At 48.4% G+C, this 19,125-nt stretch carries 17 protein-coding genes; 9 read left to right on the plus strand and 8 right to left on the minus strand.

The window, feature by feature from the left end:
* Position 1 precedes the first annotated feature (1 nt).
* The gene (locus ACO0LC_RS05465; protein WP_423001409.1) at positions 2-1,048 is read right to left on the minus strand and encodes an RluA family pseudouridine synthase; all 1,047 of its coding nucleotides are present in this window, start codon (positions 1,046-1,048) and stop codon (positions 2-4) included.
* Between the two features lie 43 nt (positions 1,049-1,091).
* Between ACO0LC_RS05465 and ACO0LC_RS05470 the strand changes: the two genes are divergently transcribed.
* Positions 1,092-1,898: an outer membrane protein assembly factor BamD gene (locus ACO0LC_RS05470; protein ID WP_423001411.1), complete on the plus strand. Its 807-nt coding sequence runs from the start codon at positions 1,092-1,094 to the stop codon at positions 1,896-1,898.
* Between the two features lie 79 nt (positions 1,899-1,977).
* On the opposite strand, the gene yaaA is transcribed toward ACO0LC_RS05470, so the two are convergent.
* Entirely contained in the window at positions 1,978-2,754 is a 777-nt protein-coding gene (gene yaaA, locus ACO0LC_RS05475; protein ID WP_423001413.1) for a peroxide stress protein YaaA, read from the minus strand.
* 21 nt (positions 2,755-2,775) lie between these two features.
* Between yaaA and ACO0LC_RS05480 the strand changes: the two genes are divergently transcribed.
* From ACO0LC_RS05480 to ACO0LC_RS05515, 8 genes are all read left to right on the plus strand, one after another.
* The gene (locus ACO0LC_RS05480) at positions 2,776-3,258 is read left to right on the plus strand and encodes a putative toxin-antitoxin system toxin component, PIN family (RefSeq protein WP_423001415.1); all 483 of its coding nucleotides are present in this window, start codon (positions 2,776-2,778) and stop codon (positions 3,256-3,258) included.
* A gap of 254 nt (positions 3,259-3,512) precedes the next feature.
* Positions 3,513-4,271 carry a protein phosphatase CheZ gene (locus tag ACO0LC_RS05485; RefSeq protein WP_423001417.1) on the plus strand — a complete coding sequence of 253 codons (759 nt, stop codon included), beginning with the start codon at positions 3,513-3,515 and terminating at the stop codon, positions 4,269-4,271.
* Positions 4,271-6,118 (plus strand): chemotaxis protein CheA, encoded by a 1,848-nt coding sequence (locus tag ACO0LC_RS05490; protein WP_423001419.1) that lies wholly within the window; start codon positions 4,271-4,273, stop codon positions 6,116-6,118. Before ACO0LC_RS05485 ends, ACO0LC_RS05490 begins: the two co-directional genes overlap by 1 nt.
* Before the next feature lie 114 nt (positions 6,119-6,232).
* Positions 6,233-7,711 carry a protein adenylyltransferase SelO gene (locus ACO0LC_RS05495; RefSeq protein ID WP_423001421.1) on the plus strand — a complete coding sequence of 493 codons (1,479 nt, stop codon included), beginning with the start codon at positions 6,233-6,235 and terminating at the stop codon, positions 7,709-7,711.
* A gap of 26 nt (positions 7,712-7,737) precedes the next feature.
* Positions 7,738-8,133: a peptide-methionine (R)-S-oxide reductase MsrB gene (msrB, locus tag ACO0LC_RS05500; RefSeq protein ID WP_423001423.1), complete on the plus strand. Its 396-nt coding sequence runs from the start codon at positions 7,738-7,740 to the stop codon at positions 8,131-8,133.
* 11 nt (positions 8,134-8,144) lie between these two features.
* On the plus strand, positions 8,145-8,768 hold the full coding sequence (locus ACO0LC_RS05505) for a septation protein A (protein WP_423001425.1): 624 nt from the start codon (positions 8,145-8,147) through the stop codon (positions 8,766-8,768).
* The gene (locus ACO0LC_RS05510) at positions 8,765-9,037 is read left to right on the plus strand and encodes a BolA family protein (protein ID WP_423001427.1); all 273 of its coding nucleotides are present in this window, start codon (positions 8,765-8,767) and stop codon (positions 9,035-9,037) included. Before ACO0LC_RS05505 ends, ACO0LC_RS05510 begins: the two co-directional genes overlap by 4 nt.
* 50 nt (positions 9,038-9,087) lie before the next feature.
* Positions 9,088-9,864 carry a peptidylprolyl isomerase gene (locus ACO0LC_RS05515; RefSeq protein ID WP_423001429.1) on the plus strand — a complete coding sequence of 259 codons (777 nt, stop codon included), beginning with the start codon at positions 9,088-9,090 and terminating at the stop codon, positions 9,862-9,864.
* A 67-nt stretch (positions 9,865-9,931) separates the two neighbouring features.
* Here ACO0LC_RS05515 and ACO0LC_RS05520 read toward each other — a convergent pair whose 3' ends face one another.
* The 6 genes from ACO0LC_RS05520 to cheY all read right to left on the minus strand — a co-directional run bounded on the left by ACO0LC_RS05520 (position 9,932) and on the right by cheY (position 19,110).
* Positions 9,932-10,672: a substrate-binding periplasmic protein gene (locus ACO0LC_RS05520; RefSeq protein ID WP_423001431.1), complete on the minus strand. Its 741-nt coding sequence runs from the start codon at positions 10,670-10,672 to the stop codon at positions 9,932-9,934.
* A gap of 164 nt (positions 10,673-10,836) precedes the next feature.
* Complete coding sequence (gene purL, locus ACO0LC_RS05525; protein WP_423001433.1) at positions 10,837-14,832, minus strand: phosphoribosylformylglycinamidine synthase; 3,996 nt, start codon at positions 14,830-14,832, stop codon at positions 10,837-10,839.
* Between the two features lie 137 nt (positions 14,833-14,969).
* Positions 14,970-16,655, minus strand: coding sequence for a glycosyltransferase family 39 protein (locus ACO0LC_RS05530; protein ID WP_423001435.1), 1,686 nt, complete (start codon positions 16,653-16,655; stop codon positions 14,970-14,972).
* A 146-nt stretch (positions 16,656-16,801) separates the two neighbouring features.
* Complete coding sequence (locus ACO0LC_RS05535) at positions 16,802-18,019, minus strand: EAL and HDOD domain-containing protein (protein ID WP_423001437.1); 1,218 nt, start codon at positions 18,017-18,019, stop codon at positions 16,802-16,804.
* 39 nt (positions 18,020-18,058) lie between these two features.
* Complete coding sequence (cheZ, locus tag ACO0LC_RS05540; RefSeq protein ID WP_423001439.1) at positions 18,059-18,691, minus strand: protein phosphatase CheZ; 633 nt, start codon at positions 18,689-18,691, stop codon at positions 18,059-18,061.
* 29 nt (positions 18,692-18,720) lie between these two features.
* Positions 18,721-19,110, minus strand: coding sequence for a chemotaxis response regulator CheY (gene cheY / locus ACO0LC_RS05545; protein WP_110253727.1), 390 nt, complete (start codon positions 19,108-19,110; stop codon positions 18,721-18,723).
* Positions 19,111-19,125: the final 15 nt, after the last annotated feature.

Consider the following 19,125-nt stretch of genomic DNA (forward strand, 5'->3'; position numbering starts at 1 on the left):
CTTATTTAGCTGCCAACTGTATGCCAGCCTGCAGCAGCAATGCTGCAAAATCATCAGCCAGAGGTATTTCCCATTCCACATGCTCGCCTGTGGTCGGATGCGTCAAGCCCAGCTTGCGCGCCTGCAATGCCTGGCGTGGGAAGAAGCGCGCCAGATGCTGCTTGCCATACAAAGGGTCGCCTACCAACGGAAAGCCCAGTGACAACATATGCACGCGTATTTGATGGGTGCGACCAGTTTCCAGTTGACAGGCCACCAAACTGACAGGAAATTTTTCCAGCATGCCAGCAGCTACGCGCTGAAAATGGGTCACTGCGGGTTTGGCAAGCATGCTTTGAGAAACCGCCATCTTGATACGGTCACGTGGATGCCTGGCCATAGGCGCATCGACAGTGCCAGACAAATTCGGTGTACCCCAGACCAGGGCATAATACTCACGCTTGACTGTCCTGTCCTGTAATTGCCGGACCAACTCAGTATGGGCGATCAAGGTCTTCGCCACCACCATCAAACCCGATGTGTCTTTATCCAGCCTGTGCACGATGCCGGCACGCGGCACACCCAACAAGGCGGGCCAACGATATAGCAAACCATTTAACAAAGTTCCCGACCAATTACCTGCTGCCGGGTGCACGACCATGTCCGCGGGTTTATTGATTACCAGGATGTCGTCATCCTCATACACCACGTTCAAAGGGATGTCTTCCGGCGCATAAGCACCTTCGTCAGGTGCAGCCTGCGGTTCAATGACTATCTTTTCATCACCCAACATGGTCATTTTGCCACGACCTGGCTTACCGTCAACGCTGACAAAGCCTGCTTCTATCCATTGCTGGATACGACTTCTTGAATATTGGGGAACCAGTTTGGACAAAGTCTTGTCCAAACGCTCACCACAGACCTCTGATGTGAGCTTTATTTCTATATTTTCGACTACTGGCGAAAAATCTTCGTCCACTTCGGTGCTATCGTTCAGCTCTTCAAATTCAGTCTCCAGATCGGAATCTGACAAAATCACTGTAGTAGTTTGTTTCACATTTTTTGCCATCGGCTATAATCCGTAAATTGTTTTCATGCTCACGCACAAATTTATGCACATTAAATCTTTGAAATTGCTGGTTCTGGCTGTTGCCGCGTCCTTAAGTTTAAGCGGCTGCGGGGTGTTTGGTGATAAGGGCGATGAGACCAAAACCTGGTCAGCATCAAAATTATACGCTGAAGCAAAAGACGAAATGTCTAGTGGGAGCTACGAAAAGGCCATTCAGTACTTTGAAAAACTGGAATCCCGCTTCCCTTTCGGTACTTACGCACAACAAGCGCAGATGGAAACTGCCTACGCTTATTACAAACAAGGTGATCAAGCCCAGGCTTTGGCCGCAGTTGAACGCTTTATCAAACTACATCCTAATCATAGCCATGTAGACTACATGTATTATTTGCGTGGCGTCATCAACTTCAATGATCAGGTTGGTTTGTTGAATTTCCTGGCTAATCAAGACATTACCGAACGCGACCCAAAAGCTTCTCGCGACTCTTTTGACGCTTTCAAACAGCTGGCAATTCAATTCCCAGACAGTAAGTATACGCCAGACGCGATCTTGCGCATGAAATATCTGGTGAATGCCCTGGCGCAGTATGATGTCCATGTGGCACGCTACTACCTGCGCCGCGGTGCCTACCTGGCATCTGCCAATCGCGCCCAGGCAGCCATCAAGGAATATCCTGATGCTCCGGCAATTGAAGAGGCCATGTTTATCCTGATACGCTCCTACGATGCCATGGGCATGACAGAGTTGCGTGATGATGCCAACCGCGTCTTCCTGCAAAACTTTCCGAAAAGCGACTTCCTGACAGGCAAAGCCCGCTCAAGCACCAGTTGGTGGAAATTCTGGCAATAATGTAATCTCAACATCCACCAGAAATCAGTTGCATCTGGTGGATGTTGTGCTGTCATTAGGCCTAAATTTAGCCCTCAAGTTAGCCTTCAATATTTCGTCGGAATACCCAGCGTGACTTGGTCGATTCCATTTCGCAGTAGGCATACCCATCTTCGGCAAAGGCCTTCAAGTCTTCGGCCTTGCGTATGCCGTTCTGTGCGCTATATTTAGTCATCAATCCCCTGGCGCGTTTTGCATAGAAAGAAATGATCTTGTATTGACCGTTCTTATAATCCTGGAACACAGGGGAGATCACTGGTACACCCAATAAGGCTGGCTTGACGGCTTTAAAATATTCATCCGAAGCCAGATTCACCAAGGTTTGTGATTTTTGTTGCTGAATAACATCACTCAGCAACAAACTTATTTTATCTCCCCAAAAGGCGTATAAATTTTTGCCACAGGCATTATTGAGGCTAGTTCCCATTTCCAGTCGGTACGCTTGCAAAGCATCCAAAGGGCGCAATACTCCATACAAACCAGACAAAATACGTAGATGATTTTGTAAGTATTTTACTTGTGGTGCATTCAGACTGGCGGCATCCAAACCTTCGTAGACATCACCGTTAAACGCAAAAACTGCCTGCTTGCTATTTTTTGACGTGGCTAGCACTTGCCAATCAGCAAAGCGCTGAACATTGAGTTGTGCCAGAGCTGGAGAGATATCCATAAGTTCAGCTAATTGATCTGCTTTGTAATTTCTGGCAATACCAATCAGTTCCTCAGCTTCTTCCAGAAAATGGGGTGTAGTCAGGGTTCTGGTCTTTACTGCCGTGTCAAAGTCCAGGCTCTTGGCGGGAGATAATACAATGAGCATAAATTGAATTTAAAGACAAAAATGACCGACATCATACCTAAGCGCGTAGTGATTGACACCAACGTCTGCCTGGATTTATTTGTTTTCAAAGATCCCCGGTGGTCTGTTTTGCTTGAGAGTCTCAGCAATGGGCAGTTACAAGCCCTAACCCGTACCGATTGCCGCGATGAATGGTTAGCTGTGCTCAGCTACCCTCATCTCGCGGCCAGACATGACAGCGCAGAGGCTGTGACTGCCTTGTTTGATGCCCATATAACATGTGTCACAACAGTCGAAACCCTCACCAGGAAACTACCTGTTTGCAGCGACAAAGATGATCAGAAATTTCTGGAAATTGCACGCGATTCCCAGGCCCAGGTATTGATCACCAAAGACAAAGCTTTACTCAAGCTGGCCCGAAAAATGAAACAGGCAGGCATGTTCAAAATCGAGACGCCGGAACAATTTTTGCGAACTTACGTAAAAGAATGTGACAAAACTGCATCGGGAGTAACAAAAGAATGACAAATTTTATTACTCTGAGTTATTCTTCGGTAATGTCCTGCTACTATGAACAAGAGTAAAAAGCTGTCTCGTTCATGCATGAAATTTACGCCCGAATTTATTGAAATAATTTGGGAAAATGACCGGAGTCCATGCGGAAGCTTAGCATCTGAATGGCAGCAACTATCAGATGATTTCTGCATACTCTCGCTGACACACCATGACATTTGTGAAGCTTACACAATGATCAATGCGATTATGGAGAACCAAGGACTATGACCGATTCAGCAGATGATCTGGACGCATTGTTTGAAGAAATGGCCAATCAGCGCCAGGAAACCAATGTAGAGCCCCCTTCTTCCGGAGCGGCAGTTGTTGCAAGCACTCCTGCACCACTACCAGAGCCTCCACCGGCTAAATTCAACCTGCATGGCGACGACGCCGACTCCACCAGACCCATGTTTGACCGCCTGGGTGGTCTGGTCAGGATGTTGCACGACTCCATGCGTGAACTGGGCTATGACCGCTCCCTGTCCGATGTTGCCGAACAAATTGCCGATGCCCAGGGACGCCTCGAATATGTTGCCACACTGACTGAACAAGCAGCAAACAAGGTCTTGAATGCGACAGACCTGGGCATGCCGGAGCAGGATGAGCTGGCCAAAAAAGCCAAGTCTATGGATGCACGCTGGACGGACCTGTTCGAGGGTAAGCTCAGTGTTGATGAATTCAAGACTTTGGCAACTGATTCCAAAAGCTTTGCCAACACCGTCCTGACTGCTACCGATGCCGAGAAAGCGCGCTTGCTGGACATCATGATGGCGCAGGATTTCCAGGATTTGACTGGTCAACTGATTAAAAAAGTCGTGGGTATCAATAAGCGTGTCGAGCATGAACTGGCACAAATACTTCTGGATAATGCGCCATCCGACTTGAAAGAAAAAGCAGTAGAATTGATGGAAGGCCCTTCCGTCCCGAACGCAGCATTGGAACAGGACGATGTAGATAACCTACTTGATAGTCTGGGTTTCTAATGGATGACATGCTCAAAGAATTTGTTGTCGAAGCGCTTGATCTGGCGACTAACGTAGAAGAACACCTACTGTCACTAGAGCGCAATCCCGGCGACATGAATACGCTCAATGCTGTATTCCGATCGTTTCATACGATCAAAGGTGGCGCGGGTTTCATGAATTTGAGCGCCATGGTGTCGGCTTGCCATTTGACCGAAAATCTCTTCGATGCCCTGCGAACGGGACAAGTACCTGTTACGCCAGAAGCCATAGAAGCAGCACTGGAAGCCAGCGGCTTTGTTGCTGACCAGCTCACTGCCCTGAATAATGGCACAGAGCCGGACAAACTATCGACCATGCCCAAGTCGCTAGAGAAAATGCTGACGGACGCCATAGAAATGAAAGGCGTCAGTAAAAAATCCGCGGCAACCAAGGCCAAAGCGCCCGAAGCACCTAAAGTAGCCGAAAAAACCACAGCAGCACCAGCGGCAAAAAAAGAGAATACCGGGGAAGTTGACTGGGATGCTTATTATCGCGCTGTGACGCCACCAGGCACCCTGCCAGACGTGGAGGCTGAAGCCAGCGAAAGCGAGGCGGAAGAAGTACATGCGCCAACCCCAAGAGAAGAGACAGAAGCGGTTAAATCCTCTCTCTCAGGCGGTGAAGTCAAGCAAAGTGCACCGGCAAAAGAGGAAAGCATACGCATTGATGCAGTCAAGCTGAATGTCTTGCTGGAAGTTGCTGGCGAGTCCGTGCAAGCAGCCAATCAAGCTGCGGTCTTACTGGAAAAACTCTCGCAATTCAAATTTGACGGACAGGCAGCTCCTTTGATGTCAGCATTGACCGAGACCTTGACGCGTGCCTCACGTTATTCTACCGAGTTGCAGCGCGCTACTTTGGCGACACGCATGCAGCCTGTAGGCCGTTTATTCCAGAAATTCCCGCGATTAATCAGGGAGCTCGCGCGTGACCTCGGCAAAGAAGTCGATTTGAATATTGCCGGTGCCGAGACTGAAGTTGATCGCGTCGTCGTTGACAGCTTGTATGATCCATTGGTTCACATGCTGCGCAATGCACTTGACCATGGCATAGAAACCGCTGAAGAGCGCATCAATGCCAATAAGTCGCCGCGCGCCACGATTTCACTGAAAGCCTGGCAGGAAGCCAGCAGCGTCATGATAGAAGTGACAGATGATGGCAAGGGCATGGATGCACAAAGATTGCGCGATAAAGCGGTTTCCAAGGGTTTGATCAATGCGCATGATGCCCGTACCGATGACGAGGCTTTCCAATTGGTATTTTTGCCAGGTTTCTCTACCAAAGAAGTTGCCTCCAGCGTATCTGGTCGTGGCGTAGGTATGGACGTGGTAAAAACTGCTGTCGAACGCCACCGTGGAGCAATCCGCATTGCCTCGCAATTGGGTACAGGCACCACCTTCCTGATACGCTTGCCAATCGAATTATCTATTGTACCGACCATGCTGGTCCGCACTGATGGGGCGTCACTGGCGCTGCCTATGGCAACCGTACAAAGGGTGGTTGAGTTACCAGAGACCTTTGAAAGTGTGGGTGGTCAACCGGTATTACGCGATCTTGGCAGACCATTGCCTGTCAAATCACTAGGCAAGGTACTAGGATACACCCCCACGTCAGAACGGGTGGGTATAGTCATTGCCGCTCCCAATCCTTATATATTATCAGTCGACTCAGTCGACGGCACGGCTGATCTGGTTATCAAGCCCTTAACTTGCATCAGCACGCCAGGCATTACCGGCACGGCACGCTCTGCTGAGGGTGAACTGGTATTAGTAATCAGCTTGTCATTCCTGATTGATGGGTGCAAGACGCGCGAACGCATTACCGCCTGAACCTGAGTTGAAACCTGAATTAAAAACTTGTCAGGCAATAAATTCCCCCAATAAACGCATTTTGATCAAATCTGTCAAAATGCGTTTATTCTTTTTACAGCCATATGGCGCGTCATGACCACTTCCCCACGCTCTGTGCAAGAATTCATGCTGGAGAACAAATTTGCCAATCTCCCGCCACATTTCTTTACCCATCTTTCTGCCAATCCCATAGACCACCCTTATCTGGTGGCAGCCAGTACTGAGGTTGCTACACAATTGAACCTGGCTCAGGCCAGCTTGGATACGCCTGAATTTCTCGATTATTTCTCTGGCAATCAGGCCCTACCCGGCAGCAAGCCTTTGGCAGCTGTTTATTCAGGTCACCAGTTTGGAGTCTGGGCAGGCCAATTAGGTGATGGCCGCGCATTACTATTAGGTGGCACATCGCATGCTGGCCAGCATCTGGAAATACAACTGAAAGGCGCTGGCATGACGCCTTATTCGCGCATGGGTGATGGTCGTGCCGTATTGCGCTCTTCCATACGCGAATTTCTATGCTCGGAAGCGATGGCGGCATTGCACATTCCTACTTCACGCGCACTCTGTGTCATCGGTTCCGACCAAATGGTTTTTCGCGAAACGCCGGAAACCAGCGCCGTGGTCGCCCGCGTAGCTCCCAGCTTTGTACGCTTTGGTTCATTTGAGCATTGGTACTACCAGGACAGGATGGATGATTTGCGCTTGCTCGCCGACTATGTCTTAGCGCAGTCTTACCCAGAACTGCAGGCAGAAAATAACCCATATCAGGCATTGCTTACCACCGTTACTACACGCACTGCCGAACTGATGGCCCAATGGCAAGCGGTCGGCTTTATGCATGGTGTCATGAATACAGACAATATGTCCATCCTTGGGCAGACCTTGGACTATGGCCCATTCGGTTTTATGGAAGCTTATGATGAAAAACATATCTGCAACCATACCGACCAACAAGGACGCTATTCCTACCGCATGCAACCAGCCATAGGCAATTGGAATTGTCAGGCCCTGGCCCAAGCTTTATCGCCACTCATAGGCAGTGTCGACGACACCAATGCTGCGCTGAGCCATTACCCCGCGGTTTATCGACAAAAATGGTCGGCACTCATGCATCAAAAGTTTGGCCTCAAGACAGATCACGAAGCTGACTTAGCCTTGTTTGCAGGCTTTTTCACTTTGTTACAAAGTAATCATGCTGACTTCACCCTGAGTTTCCGTCATTTGAGTAAGCTTTCGAACCAGAAATCGACAAATGACGAGCTGCTGCGTGATTTGTTTCTGGACAGGGATAGCCTGGATATATGGCTGCTGAATTACCGGGCGCGTCTGGCAATGGAACAAAGTGACGAGCAGACACGTCAAACCAGTATGCTTGCAGTCAATCCCAAATATATTTTAAGAAATTATCTCGCGCAGCAGGCAATAGAAAAAGCGCAAAAGAAGGATTTTTCAGAAGTCAGGAAATTATTGAGTCTTCTGGAAAACCCCTATGATGAACAAGATGAACACGACGACTATGCAAGCTTGCCGCCAGACTGGGCAAAGCATCTGGAAGTCAGTTGCTCATCCTGACACAAGGAAGAAGTGAAGAGGAAATCATGAGTAAAATCGTCAAATCAGATGCCGAATGGAAGGCACAACTCAGCTCCATGGAGTATGAAGTCACCAGGCACGCAGCCACCGAGCGCGCTTTTACAGGCAAATTTTGGGATCACCATGAGGCAGGCATTTATACCTGCGTCTGCTGCAACACGCCTTTGTTTGCCTCCGATGCCAAATTTGATTCGGGTTGCGGCTGGCCAAGCTACTTCAAGGCATTAAATCCAGCCTATGTCCGAGAAAAAGTTGATACATCTCACGGCATGACGCGCACCGAGATATTGTGTAATATCTGCGACGCCCATCTGGGACATGTATTCCCAGACGGCCCACCCCCTACAAGGTTGCGTTATTGCATTAATTCCGCGTCCTTGAAATTTGACCCTGCAACTTAAGCTGTCTGTAAATGAAATTTCTTTTTGATATGTTTCCAGTAGTTTTGTTTTTTCTCACTCTTAAATGGGGTGAAAAAAATGCATCTACTGCACAATCCATCGTATCCGACTACTTTTCCGGCATAGTGTCTGGAGGTGCAACCACTGCCGAACTGGCACCCATTTTATTGGCCACAGCAATTACCTTGGTGGCATCCATATTTCAGATAGGCTACCTGCTCATACGCCGCAAAAAAGTGGATGCCATGCTATGGATTTCCTTCATCATTATCATGGTGTTTGGTAGTGCCACTTTGTATTTTCAAAACGAAGTCTTTATCAAGTGGAAGCCAACCGTACTCTATTGGTGTTATTGCGGTGCATTTGCTTTGGCACAGTTTGCATTCAAGAGCAACCTGATCCAGTTGGCGATGGGCGAGCAAATCAAGTTGCCCGCATCAATCTGGACCCGACTCAGTTATGCTTGGATGGTGTATTTTTTGCTCATGGGATTCATCAATCTTTATGTAGCATTTAATTTCTCTACAGATACATGGGCAAACTTTAAGCTCCTTGCTGTTGTTGCCATCATGCCTGTATTTATCATCATCCAAAGCCTGTTTTTGGCCAAATATATGGAAGAACCTGCTCAATGACGCGCACGGAGAAAATATTAGCCCTTCTGACGGAAACCTTGCAGCCTCTTCAGTGTCAGTTAACAGATGACTCTGAAGCCCATCGTGGCCATGCTGGTGCAGCAGGCGGCGCAGGTCATTACAGTGTAAGAATAGTTTGTCAGCAATTTGAGGGACTAAACCGCATTTCTCGCCATCGACTAGTGTATGATGCCGTTGGCGATATGATGCAAACGGAAATTCATGCCCTCAATATCGTGGCATTGAGTCCGTCAGAGATAGCGACCTAAGCAGTTTATTTATAATCCGTTTTTTTTATTTTGTTATTTAGGAACAGACAATGACTTTTAAACCTGCTCATTTGCTGGTAGTACTTCTTGCAACTGCCCTCCCTGCAATGGCTCAAAATCTGGCTACGGTTAATGGCAAGGCAATCCCTACCAGTCGTCTTGAAACATTAGTCAAACAAGTGACTGCTCAGGGACAACAGCAAGACAGCCCACAATTGCGCGTCATGCTGAAGCAGGAACTGATTAACCGCGAAGTATTGATACAAGAAGCGGAAAAATCTGGATTAGCTAGCAATGCTGAAGTAAAACAAGCAATCGAAGCAAGTCGCCAATCCATCCTGGTACGCGCCCTGATGATAGAGCAACTTAAAAAGAATCCTGTCACGGACGCAGAAGTGCAAGCCGAATATGACAAGTTGAAAGCGCAAGCTGGCGACAAGGAATATCATCTGTACCACATATTGCTGGAAAAAGAAGATGATGCCAAAGCTGTCATCTCCAAACTGAAAGCCGGTGCCAAGTTCGAAGAACTGGCCAAGCAATCTAAAGATGCTGGTTCAGCATCCAAAGGTGGCGATCTTGACTGGTCTACGCCTGTTAACTGGGACCCAACTTTTGCAACAGCTGTCAAAGCCCTGCAAAAAGGCCAATTTACAGAAACACCTGTGAAGTCACAAGCTGGCTTTCATATCATCAAACTCGATGATACACGCACAGCAAAATTCCCATCCGTGGAAGAAGTCAAACCTAACTTTGTAGAAGGCTTGCAACAGCAACGTGTACAAGCCTATCAGCAAGCGCTGATCAAAAAAGCCAAGATACAGTAATCTTATCTCGCTGTACTTGATAAAAAAAGAGGTGCAAATGCACCTCTTTTTTGTTTTTCATGACAGCTTATTGATATTTATTGATGATGCTGTTTAACTTGCCACTACGCCGCAACTCGGCAAGCCCCTTATCCAATTGCTCAATGATTTGTGCCGCCTGGGGGTGTTCTTTGCTTACCCCAAAATGCAGAGGATATTTTTCTGTTTGTGGCAGGCTGAGTATTTTGTAAGTACTCATATCCAGCGGCAAAAGACTTAAACGCGCAAATCCCCACAACACCTCCTGCATATCAACCACGATATCACAATGCCCCCTTTCAATCTTGCGCATCAGGCTGGTATAACTGGTGGCACCACTCTCGATCGCCGATGCAGGCAATTTGGTATAGGAAATCGATGAGCCGTGCAAAGAGCATACCTTGTATTTCTCAAGATCACCCAAGACCTGCAAAGGTGCTTGCGGAAAACGTGCCGCAGAATATAAATAAGAAGGAGTGAGGCTATGGTAACTGCGGGAAAACAGGTATATTTTTTCGCGCTCAGGGTTTTTAAATACCGACATCACAATATCAAAACCTTCACGCGCCTGCACCTCCAACAGACAACGCGCCCAAGGTCTGAGTTCTATACTGGGGTCGCTGAAGATATTTCTCAAAATATCTGCCGATAGCCCTTCCACTGGGCCACCAGCAGCCTTGACATAGGACATGGGTGGCCAGTTACTATCCCCGCCACAAGCACGCAAGCGCTCTGCTGCACCAGCAGTATGCAAGGCAAACAACAAGGCAATGAATAACAGGTATCGCATTTATCTAGAGAAAGTTTCCCTGGCGATTCATTATAAGGAAAGACACGCCTCTGGGCGGCATTATTCTGGATTCAAATGTAAATCATTTTTATCAGACTGGAATAAGTAAAAAGGGCGAAATCATTTTCATGATTCCGCCCCTTAGCCTGTATTACCAGGGAAGATCAGCCGACAAAGACCCGTGCATTGCGGAACATGCGCATCCACGGTGAGTCTTCACCCCAGCCATCTGGGTGCCATGAATGCAAGACCGAGCGGAATACACGCTCAGCATGTGGCATCAGCACAGTAAAGCGGCCATCTTCATTGGTAACCGAGGTAATACCCTGAGGTGAACCATTCGGGTTATAAGGATAAGCCTCTGTCGCCAAACCAGCATTATTGATAAAGCGCATAGCCACCTGAGCTTTGGCAATATCACCGGTTGTTGAGAAGTCAGCAAAACCTTCACCATGCGCGATAGCGATAGGCGTTTGCGTACCCGCCATGCCCTGGAAGAAGATGGAGGCAGACTCAACCACTTCTACCATGGCAAAACGGCCTTCAAATTGCTCAGACTTATTCTTAGTGAATTTAGGCCATGCCTGCGCGCCAGGGATGATGGATTTCAAATTACTCATCATCTGGCAACCATTACAGATACCCAGACCAAAAGTGTCATCGCGATGGAAGAATTGCGAGAACTGGTCAGACATCATGGCATTGAACAAAATGGTTTTTGCCCAGCCCTCACCTGCTCCCAGCACGTCGCCATAAGAGAAACCACCAACGGCGATCAGGCCCTTGAAGTCAGCCAGCTTTGCGCGACCAGCAATCAGGTCACTCATATGCACGTCTACCGCTTCAAAACCAGACTTATGCATGACATAAGCGGTTTCTATATGCGAGTTCACGCCTTGCTCACGCAAGATGGCAACCTTGGGACGCACGCCAGTCGCAATGAATGGTGCTGCCACATCTTGCTGCGGATCGAAACTCAGTTTAGGCTGCATGCCTAGATCGTTAGCATCGACGATACGCGCGTATTCAGCATCGGCACCGGCAGGGTTGTCGCGCAGGCGGGCGATTTGCCAGCTGGTTTTGCTCCACAACTGGTGCAATACAGTTCTTGGTTGATTATAAATTTGCTTGGCATCGCGGGTAAATTCTATGATGCCGCTATTGTTTGGCTTGCCGATGATATGGCTGCAGGCACCCAGGTTAAAGCTGCGCAAGACATCCATGACTTCTGAACGTTGTTCAGTGCGCACTTGTATCACAGCACCCAACTCCTCATTGAACAAGGCGCGCAAGGTCATGTCGTTGCGACGCTCAGACACCTGACTGACCCAGTTCTTGGCATCACCTTGGTCTGCCGCATGCTCACTATCCATGGTCAGGATATCGAGATTGACGGACAAGCCAGCACGACCGGCAAACGCCATTTCACACAGACTGGCATACAGACCACCGTCAGAACGGTCATGGTAAGCCAGCAATTTGTCTTCGCGATTCAATTGCTGAACGGCAGTAAAGAAAGCCTTCAAGTCTTCTGCGCTATCAACATCCGGCGCATCATTACCCAACTGCTGCATGACTTGCGCAAAACAGGACGCACCCAGGCGATTCTTGCCACGACCAAGGTCGATCAGGATCAGGCTGGTATCGCCCTGATCCAGACGTATTTGTGGTGTCAGTGACTTGCGTACGTCATAGACAGGCGAGAAGGCAGAAATAATCAGCGATACCGGCGAAGTCACGGCCTTGCTTTGGCCTTCATCCTTCCAGGTTGTACGCATGGACAAAGAATCTTTACCCACCGGGATACTGATACCCAGCGCCGGGCACAATTCCATGCCGACTGCCTTTACCGTATCAAACAAAGCCGCATCCTGGCCAGGCTGACCACAGGCAGCCATCCAGTTAGCCGACAATTTGATATCCGAAATATCCTTGATCGGTGCAGCAGCAATATTGGTGATGGCTTCACCGACGGCCATACGGCCAGATGCGGCAGCATCAATCACAGCCAGCGGTGTACGCTCGCCCATGGACATGGCTTCACCGAGATAGCCTTCCAGGCTCATGGTGGTCACGGCACAATCTGCTACCGGCACTTGCCATGGCCCGACCATCTGGTCACGCACAGAAGTAGCACCAACCGTGCGGTCACCAATCGTGATCAGGAAGGATTTATCAGCAACTGTAGGCAGACTCAGCACACGCTCAGCGGCAACTTGCAGATCGATGCCCGTCAGATCAATTTTAGGAAAGTCATTGCTGACGTGGGTAACATCCCTGTGCATTTTTGGTGGTTTACCCAGCAAGACATTCATGGGCATATCGACTGGTGAAGTGTCGTTCAGCGGATCGATCACGCGCAATTGACGTTCTTCAGTCGCAGTACCAACCACGGCAAACGGGCAACGCTCACGTTCACAGAAATGGCGGAACAGCTCCAGACTTTCTGGAGCAATACCCAAAACATAACGTTCCTGCGATTCATTGCTCCAGATTTCTTTCGGTGCCATGCCGCTTTCCACCAGTGGCACTTTACGCAAATCAAACAGCGCACCGCGTTTGGCATCATTGGTGATTTCAGGGAAGGCATTCGATAAACCACCGGCACCTACGTCATGAATGGACAGGATGGGGTTATTCTCACCCAATTGCCAGCAGGAATTGATGACCTCTTGCGCACGGCGCTCCATTTCAGGGTTACCACGCTGCACCGAATCAAAATCCAAGTCCGCCGTATTGGTACCAGTTGCCATCGAAGAAGCCGCACTGCCACCCATACCTATGCGCATGCCCGGGCCACCGAGTTGTATCAACAGCGTACCTACTGGCAGATCATTCTTTTTGGTGTGCCTGTCCGAGATATTGCCGATACCACCAGCAATCATGATGGGCTTATGATAACCATACACAGTGCCACCGACGTTTTGTTCGAAGGTACGGAAATACCCACCCAGAACAGGACGTCCAAATTCGTTATTGAAAGCCGCGCCACCCAAAGGGCCTTCTATCATGATCTGCAATGGTGAAGCAATACGGTCTGGTTTGCCGTAAGCATCCGCAGTGACTTTTGCAGTCAGACTATCACCTGCGTTTTCCCATGCCTGGCGCACGCCTGGCAACATCAGATTGGAGACGGTAAAACCGGTCAGGCCCGCTTTTGGACGGGCACCACGACCAGTCGCACCTTCATCACGGATTTCGCCACCAGCGCCGGTAGAAGCGCCCGGGAATGGGGAAATGGCAGTCGGGTGATTATGCGTTTCCACCTTCATCAAGGTGTGTGTCAGCTCTTCTGTGACCTGATATACCTGGTCTTTACCAGATGGGAAGAAGCGTTTGACGACTACTCCTTCCATGATGGAAGAATTATCGCTATAGGCAACGATAGTGCCCTTGGGTTGCAACTCATGGGTATTCTTGATCATCTGGAACAGGGACTTATCCTGTTTCTGACCATCAATAGTCCAGTCTGCATTGAAAATCTTGTGGCGGCAATGTTCGCTGTTCGCCTGGGCAAACATCATCAGTTCTACATCTGTAGGATTACGCTTGGCTGCGGTGAATGCATCGACCAGGTAATCGATCTCGTCATCTGACAAAGCCAGGCCGAGTTCGCTATTCGCCTGCAGCAGTGCAGCCTTGCCACCTTGCAGTACATCAACATGTTCCAGCTCTTTGGCAAGCAGTTCAGAGAACAGTGCCTGGGCTTGCTGCGCATCGGCCAGCACCATTTCTGTCATGCGGTCATGCAAGAGTGCGGCTACCTGCTCACGACTGCCATCAGCAAGCTTTTTGGCACCGCCCAGCAAACCAGTTTTTACCTGCACATAGTAGAAAATGCCGCGTTCCAGACGGTGGATATGCGTCATGCCGCAATTGTGGACGATGTCTGTCGCCTTGCTGGCCCATGGCGAGATCGTGCCAAAGCGCGGGATCACGACAAACACATCTCCTTCACTGCTGGCAGCAAAGGCATCGCCATACACCAGCAAAGCATTCAGGCGATCAGCGTCTTCCTTGACCAGTTCAGATGCCGTATCGACAAAATGAACATAGCGACCGCTGACACCAACTATATTGGCATCAACAGCTTGCAAACGAGAGAGAAGACCGGAGGTACGAAAAGCAGACAGGGCGTTGGAGCCTGGCAATATCAACATGGTGAGCGAGGTAGTTGAGGCAATGTACACAAAACCTGCCGTGCACATATGCTGGTTGGATCAGAAAGCGTGATTATACCTTGATGCCCAACCCGACTCCAGACGCCAGCAGGAAGAAATTGTCCTAACTGCCAAACTCAATTCATAAACAGGGTGCTACGACCGACTTTTTTACTGTTTTTGAATTTCAATGCATATTTTTTATCCATAAAACTGGACATGTCCTCATCCAGGACAATCAGGCAAACTAGTTGCTGTTCTACAATTTTATCAAAATTCAAATCAGAAACAACAATATTGTTTTTATGCAGCTTATTACCCCAGAACAAATCGCTGCTGCGACTTTCAACTACTCGCACAGATTTCTTCAAATAAAATGGCAAAGAAGACTGGTGTTCAAATACTTTAAATAAAAACACCTCACGCTTAGTTTCTGTCGCAGACAATTCCGCCACCAGGGGCTGGGTAGAAGTCCATTGCGCCGCTGCCTGCAAGACAGCAATGAGTGCCACCAAGATCAACGCAGATATTGCGGCAAAAGGGAAAATATTAAAGCGTGGCAAACGCCACACAATGAGGGCAACACATAGACTCAGGATAGAGGCCGCAATCATGAATGCCTGCAAAAATTGCATGCCATTCATCCCATAGATGCGCAAAGAAGACAATTGAGGCACCCCTTGCTTGCTTGCTTGCCAGGCAAGTATGCCAAACAAAACCGACAAGACCAGACCCACTAGCCCCCTACCCCATGTCCGTCCAAACTGCCGGTCTTCCAAAGCAATGGCTAGTTGCAAGGCTGCAAGTGGCATGACCACGACAAGGTAATAATTCGCCTTGGCACTGGAGACTGAGAAAAACAGCACGGGCATGATCCAGGCACAAGCCAGAAAAAAATGCAGCACTCTGGGGCTTGTTTTTTTAGCTTTGACAAACAAAAGCACAGGCAAGAAAAAAGACCAGGGAAAGAGATAAATGATCATCCTGGGCAAGTAATACCACCACGCCCCAGCGTAATAATCATGCGGCTCACGCTTACCCAAAAAGCGCAGCACGTGCTCATTGATAAAATAGAACCAGGCAAATATGGGTTCAGCCACGATGGCAGCGATATGCCAGGGCAAGGCTATCAACAAAAAAATGCCGATAGCCCTGAGATTGAACCATGTCAGTATTCTTGCTAAAAAATTTGCTGGCGAACTGGAAAGCAGTATCGTATACGTGAATGTTACGGCAACAAACAGGATGATTGCCACAAAACCTTTAGCCAGCAAGGCGAAAGCAAGTAATCCCAGTGACCAATAGAGTTTTTTCTTATCGCCTGACACACTGAACAAATAGCCTGCCATCAGGGCACCAGTCAAAAACACCGTCAATAGCATGTCGAACATCAGGGTGCGCGACATTGCCATGACTCCCAAGCCACTGATGAACATTAATGCAGCCAGCCTGGCTGCTGTCACCCGAGCTATCTGGCGACCGAACCACAGTATCATCGCCACACATGACAATGCTGACATGGCAGGCACCAACCTGGCAGCCCATTCGTTTTCACCAAAAATAGCAAAAGAAATGGCCGTCAGCCAGTATAGCAATGGAGGTTTCTCCATATACGCCAGACCATTCAGATATGGAATGATCCAATGATGCCAATCTCCGGATGCCAACATTTCCCGAGGGATCTCTGCATACAAGCCTTCGTTATTATCCAGTATGGGGTAACAACCCAGTCCATAAGCCAAAAAGAAAAAGGTAAGCAACCATACCAGCCATGCCGGAATGCTTGTTTGATGCCCTTCAATTTCAGCTTGCGCGTTGCTCATCGTAGTCAAGAATGACGCCCTATCGACCATGTCTTAATGGAATTTGTCATAATTATTTTTTCAAGTAGCGAACTGTATCCATTCTTACGGGATAAAGCAAAAAAAAGACAAGCAAATGCTTGTCTTTTCCTGGATGTACGACTTGATCAGGCTAGGGATGCAACATTTTTTGCCCAAACCAGGGCTGCCATATGTGCTGCGTTCAAATCGGCTGGTGTAATCTTCAAGGATTCAGCCAGTGAGCCAACCAGCATGCTATTGAGCTCACAGGCTTCGGCCAAAGCCAGAAAAGGCCCGTAAGTGCCTCCACGCGAAATCAGCGCCTCTGTGACAACTTCTGGCAACTGTATGGATGAAAGCACTTCTTCCATAGGAATACCCAAGAGTCTGTCAAGCAAAGAAAACATACCGGCAACAAACAAATTTTCTGCCTCGCTCTTAGATATTTTGCTTTGGCCAAGAATTTCTGCCAGGCGACCACGAATAATTGCTGTTTCCAGTAATACCGGCGAGTAGCCGCTGGTACTGGCTGTCGCCAATAACAAGGTAAGCCATCTGTATAAAGGACTATATCCCAGCATTTGCACCGCATGTTTCAATGATTGCACTTCAGTGCGCAAACCAAAACCCGCCGAGTTTATATAGCGCAAGAGTTTATAAGCCAGGGTAGCATCCCGTTTAACCACTGATTCCAATTGCTGGATGTCAGCATTTTTCCTGACCATTTCCATTAATTGCAAAATAGTTGTTTGAGATGTGTTCAAAGTCTTGGGCGCAGTACTCGGCCTAGGTGTCAAATGCAACTTACCTACAAAACTATCCAGGCCCAATGCTGAGCAAGCATCAAAATCCTGCCACGCGAGCACATTGCGCGCCACCATGCGCACAGTGGATTGTTTCAGAGTCGCATAAACTTTGGCTTGAGAGGCGAAATTGGCCGCATTCAACTTGACTTCAAGGTGGGAAATTTGCGCAAAATAAGACCGCTCCAATGTAGTGACTTCTGCTCCACGCAAACAAATGCCATAGCCTAGTTTGCGCAATTCTGTCACTGCGTCCAAAGTAGCGGGATCCGCAAAATACTTCTTGTGCAAGATAAGCACAATATTCTTTGCAGGTAACAGCTTCAGACCTTCAGCATGCAGCAACTCCGGCACAGCCTCAAGAAACAATAGGCTATCGCCAAGCAAGAATCCCTTGTCATCATCTTGCAATTGTACTGCCACAAATTCCAGCAAAGCACTCAGGCTTTCTGTGCTTGCCTCTGCATTTTGATCTGGCTGTTGCCAGGAGAATTGGAAACCTATGACTCGTTGCTTAGGATCGAGTAAGGGTTCTCTTACGATGAAGCTTTCTTCTATCATCTTATTTATTATTTATGTTAGTTAATATGACTGAAAAACTCAGAAGCCTAAACTATCAAGCAAATCATCTACTTGCTCTTGATTTGCCACAACTTCGGCATTCCCTTCCGGATTTATTTGCGGACCATTCAACAGGCCATCAACTGCCTCCCTCCTGAGTTCATTCGGCGAGTAATCGACAAGCAATTGCACTAATTGCTGCTCAAGATTTTGAGCGAGCGCTGTCACCTTCTTGATGACCTGGCCGGTCAAATCCTGAAAATCCTGGGCCATCATGATTTCCATCAAATGGGACCTGGTTTCCAGGCTATTGGTGCTGGCCAATTTCAGATAAGCTTGCAATTGCTCGAGGAATTGCTGGTACTGATCAGGCAGCGGAGCCTGCGCCTGTATTTCAGAAAAATAGGCAGTCAGCCTCTTGGCATCGACATCCAATGCTTCCTGTAAAGGAATCGCAATATCTGTCGCATTCAGGACACGTTGCGCCGCCTTCTCAGACATTCTAGCGACGTAATCCAGGCGATCACGCGCATCCGGGATGCCCTCTGCAGCACACTCCAGCAACTTGTCTAAACCCAGGCCACGCAAACTATCGTGCAATATCCTGGTCATGTGCCCTACTCTGTTCAGGAGATCGTCATGCTGAGTATTTGGACTTATGTTCTGACTCATGTTCTCCTCCACTGCAAGCTGTCGCCTGACTATTTCCCCAGCTTTTCAAATATCTTTGTCAGCTTTTCGTCCAGGGTGGCAGCTGTAAATGGTTTCACCACATAACCGTTGGCACCTGCCTGCGCAGCAGCAATGATATTTTCCTTTTTGGCTTCTGCGGTCACCATGAGTACCGGCATTTTAGACAGGGCTGGATCAGCACGAATATGCTGCAGCATCGTCAAGCCATCCATATTAGGCATATTCCAGTCAGAGATGACGAAATCGAAATCACCATTTTTCAACTTTGCCAGTCCCATTGCGCCGTCTTCTGCTTCATCGACATTGGAATATCCCAACTCCTTAAGCAAATTCCGCACTATGCGACGCATAGTAGAAAAGTCGTCAACTACTAAAAATTTGAGATTTTGATCGGCCATGAATTACTCCACTAT

The organism is Undibacterium sp. JH2W (assembly GCF_049340425.1).
Taxonomy (GTDB): Bacteria; Pseudomonadota; Gammaproteobacteria; order Burkholderiales; family Burkholderiaceae_D; genus Undibacterium.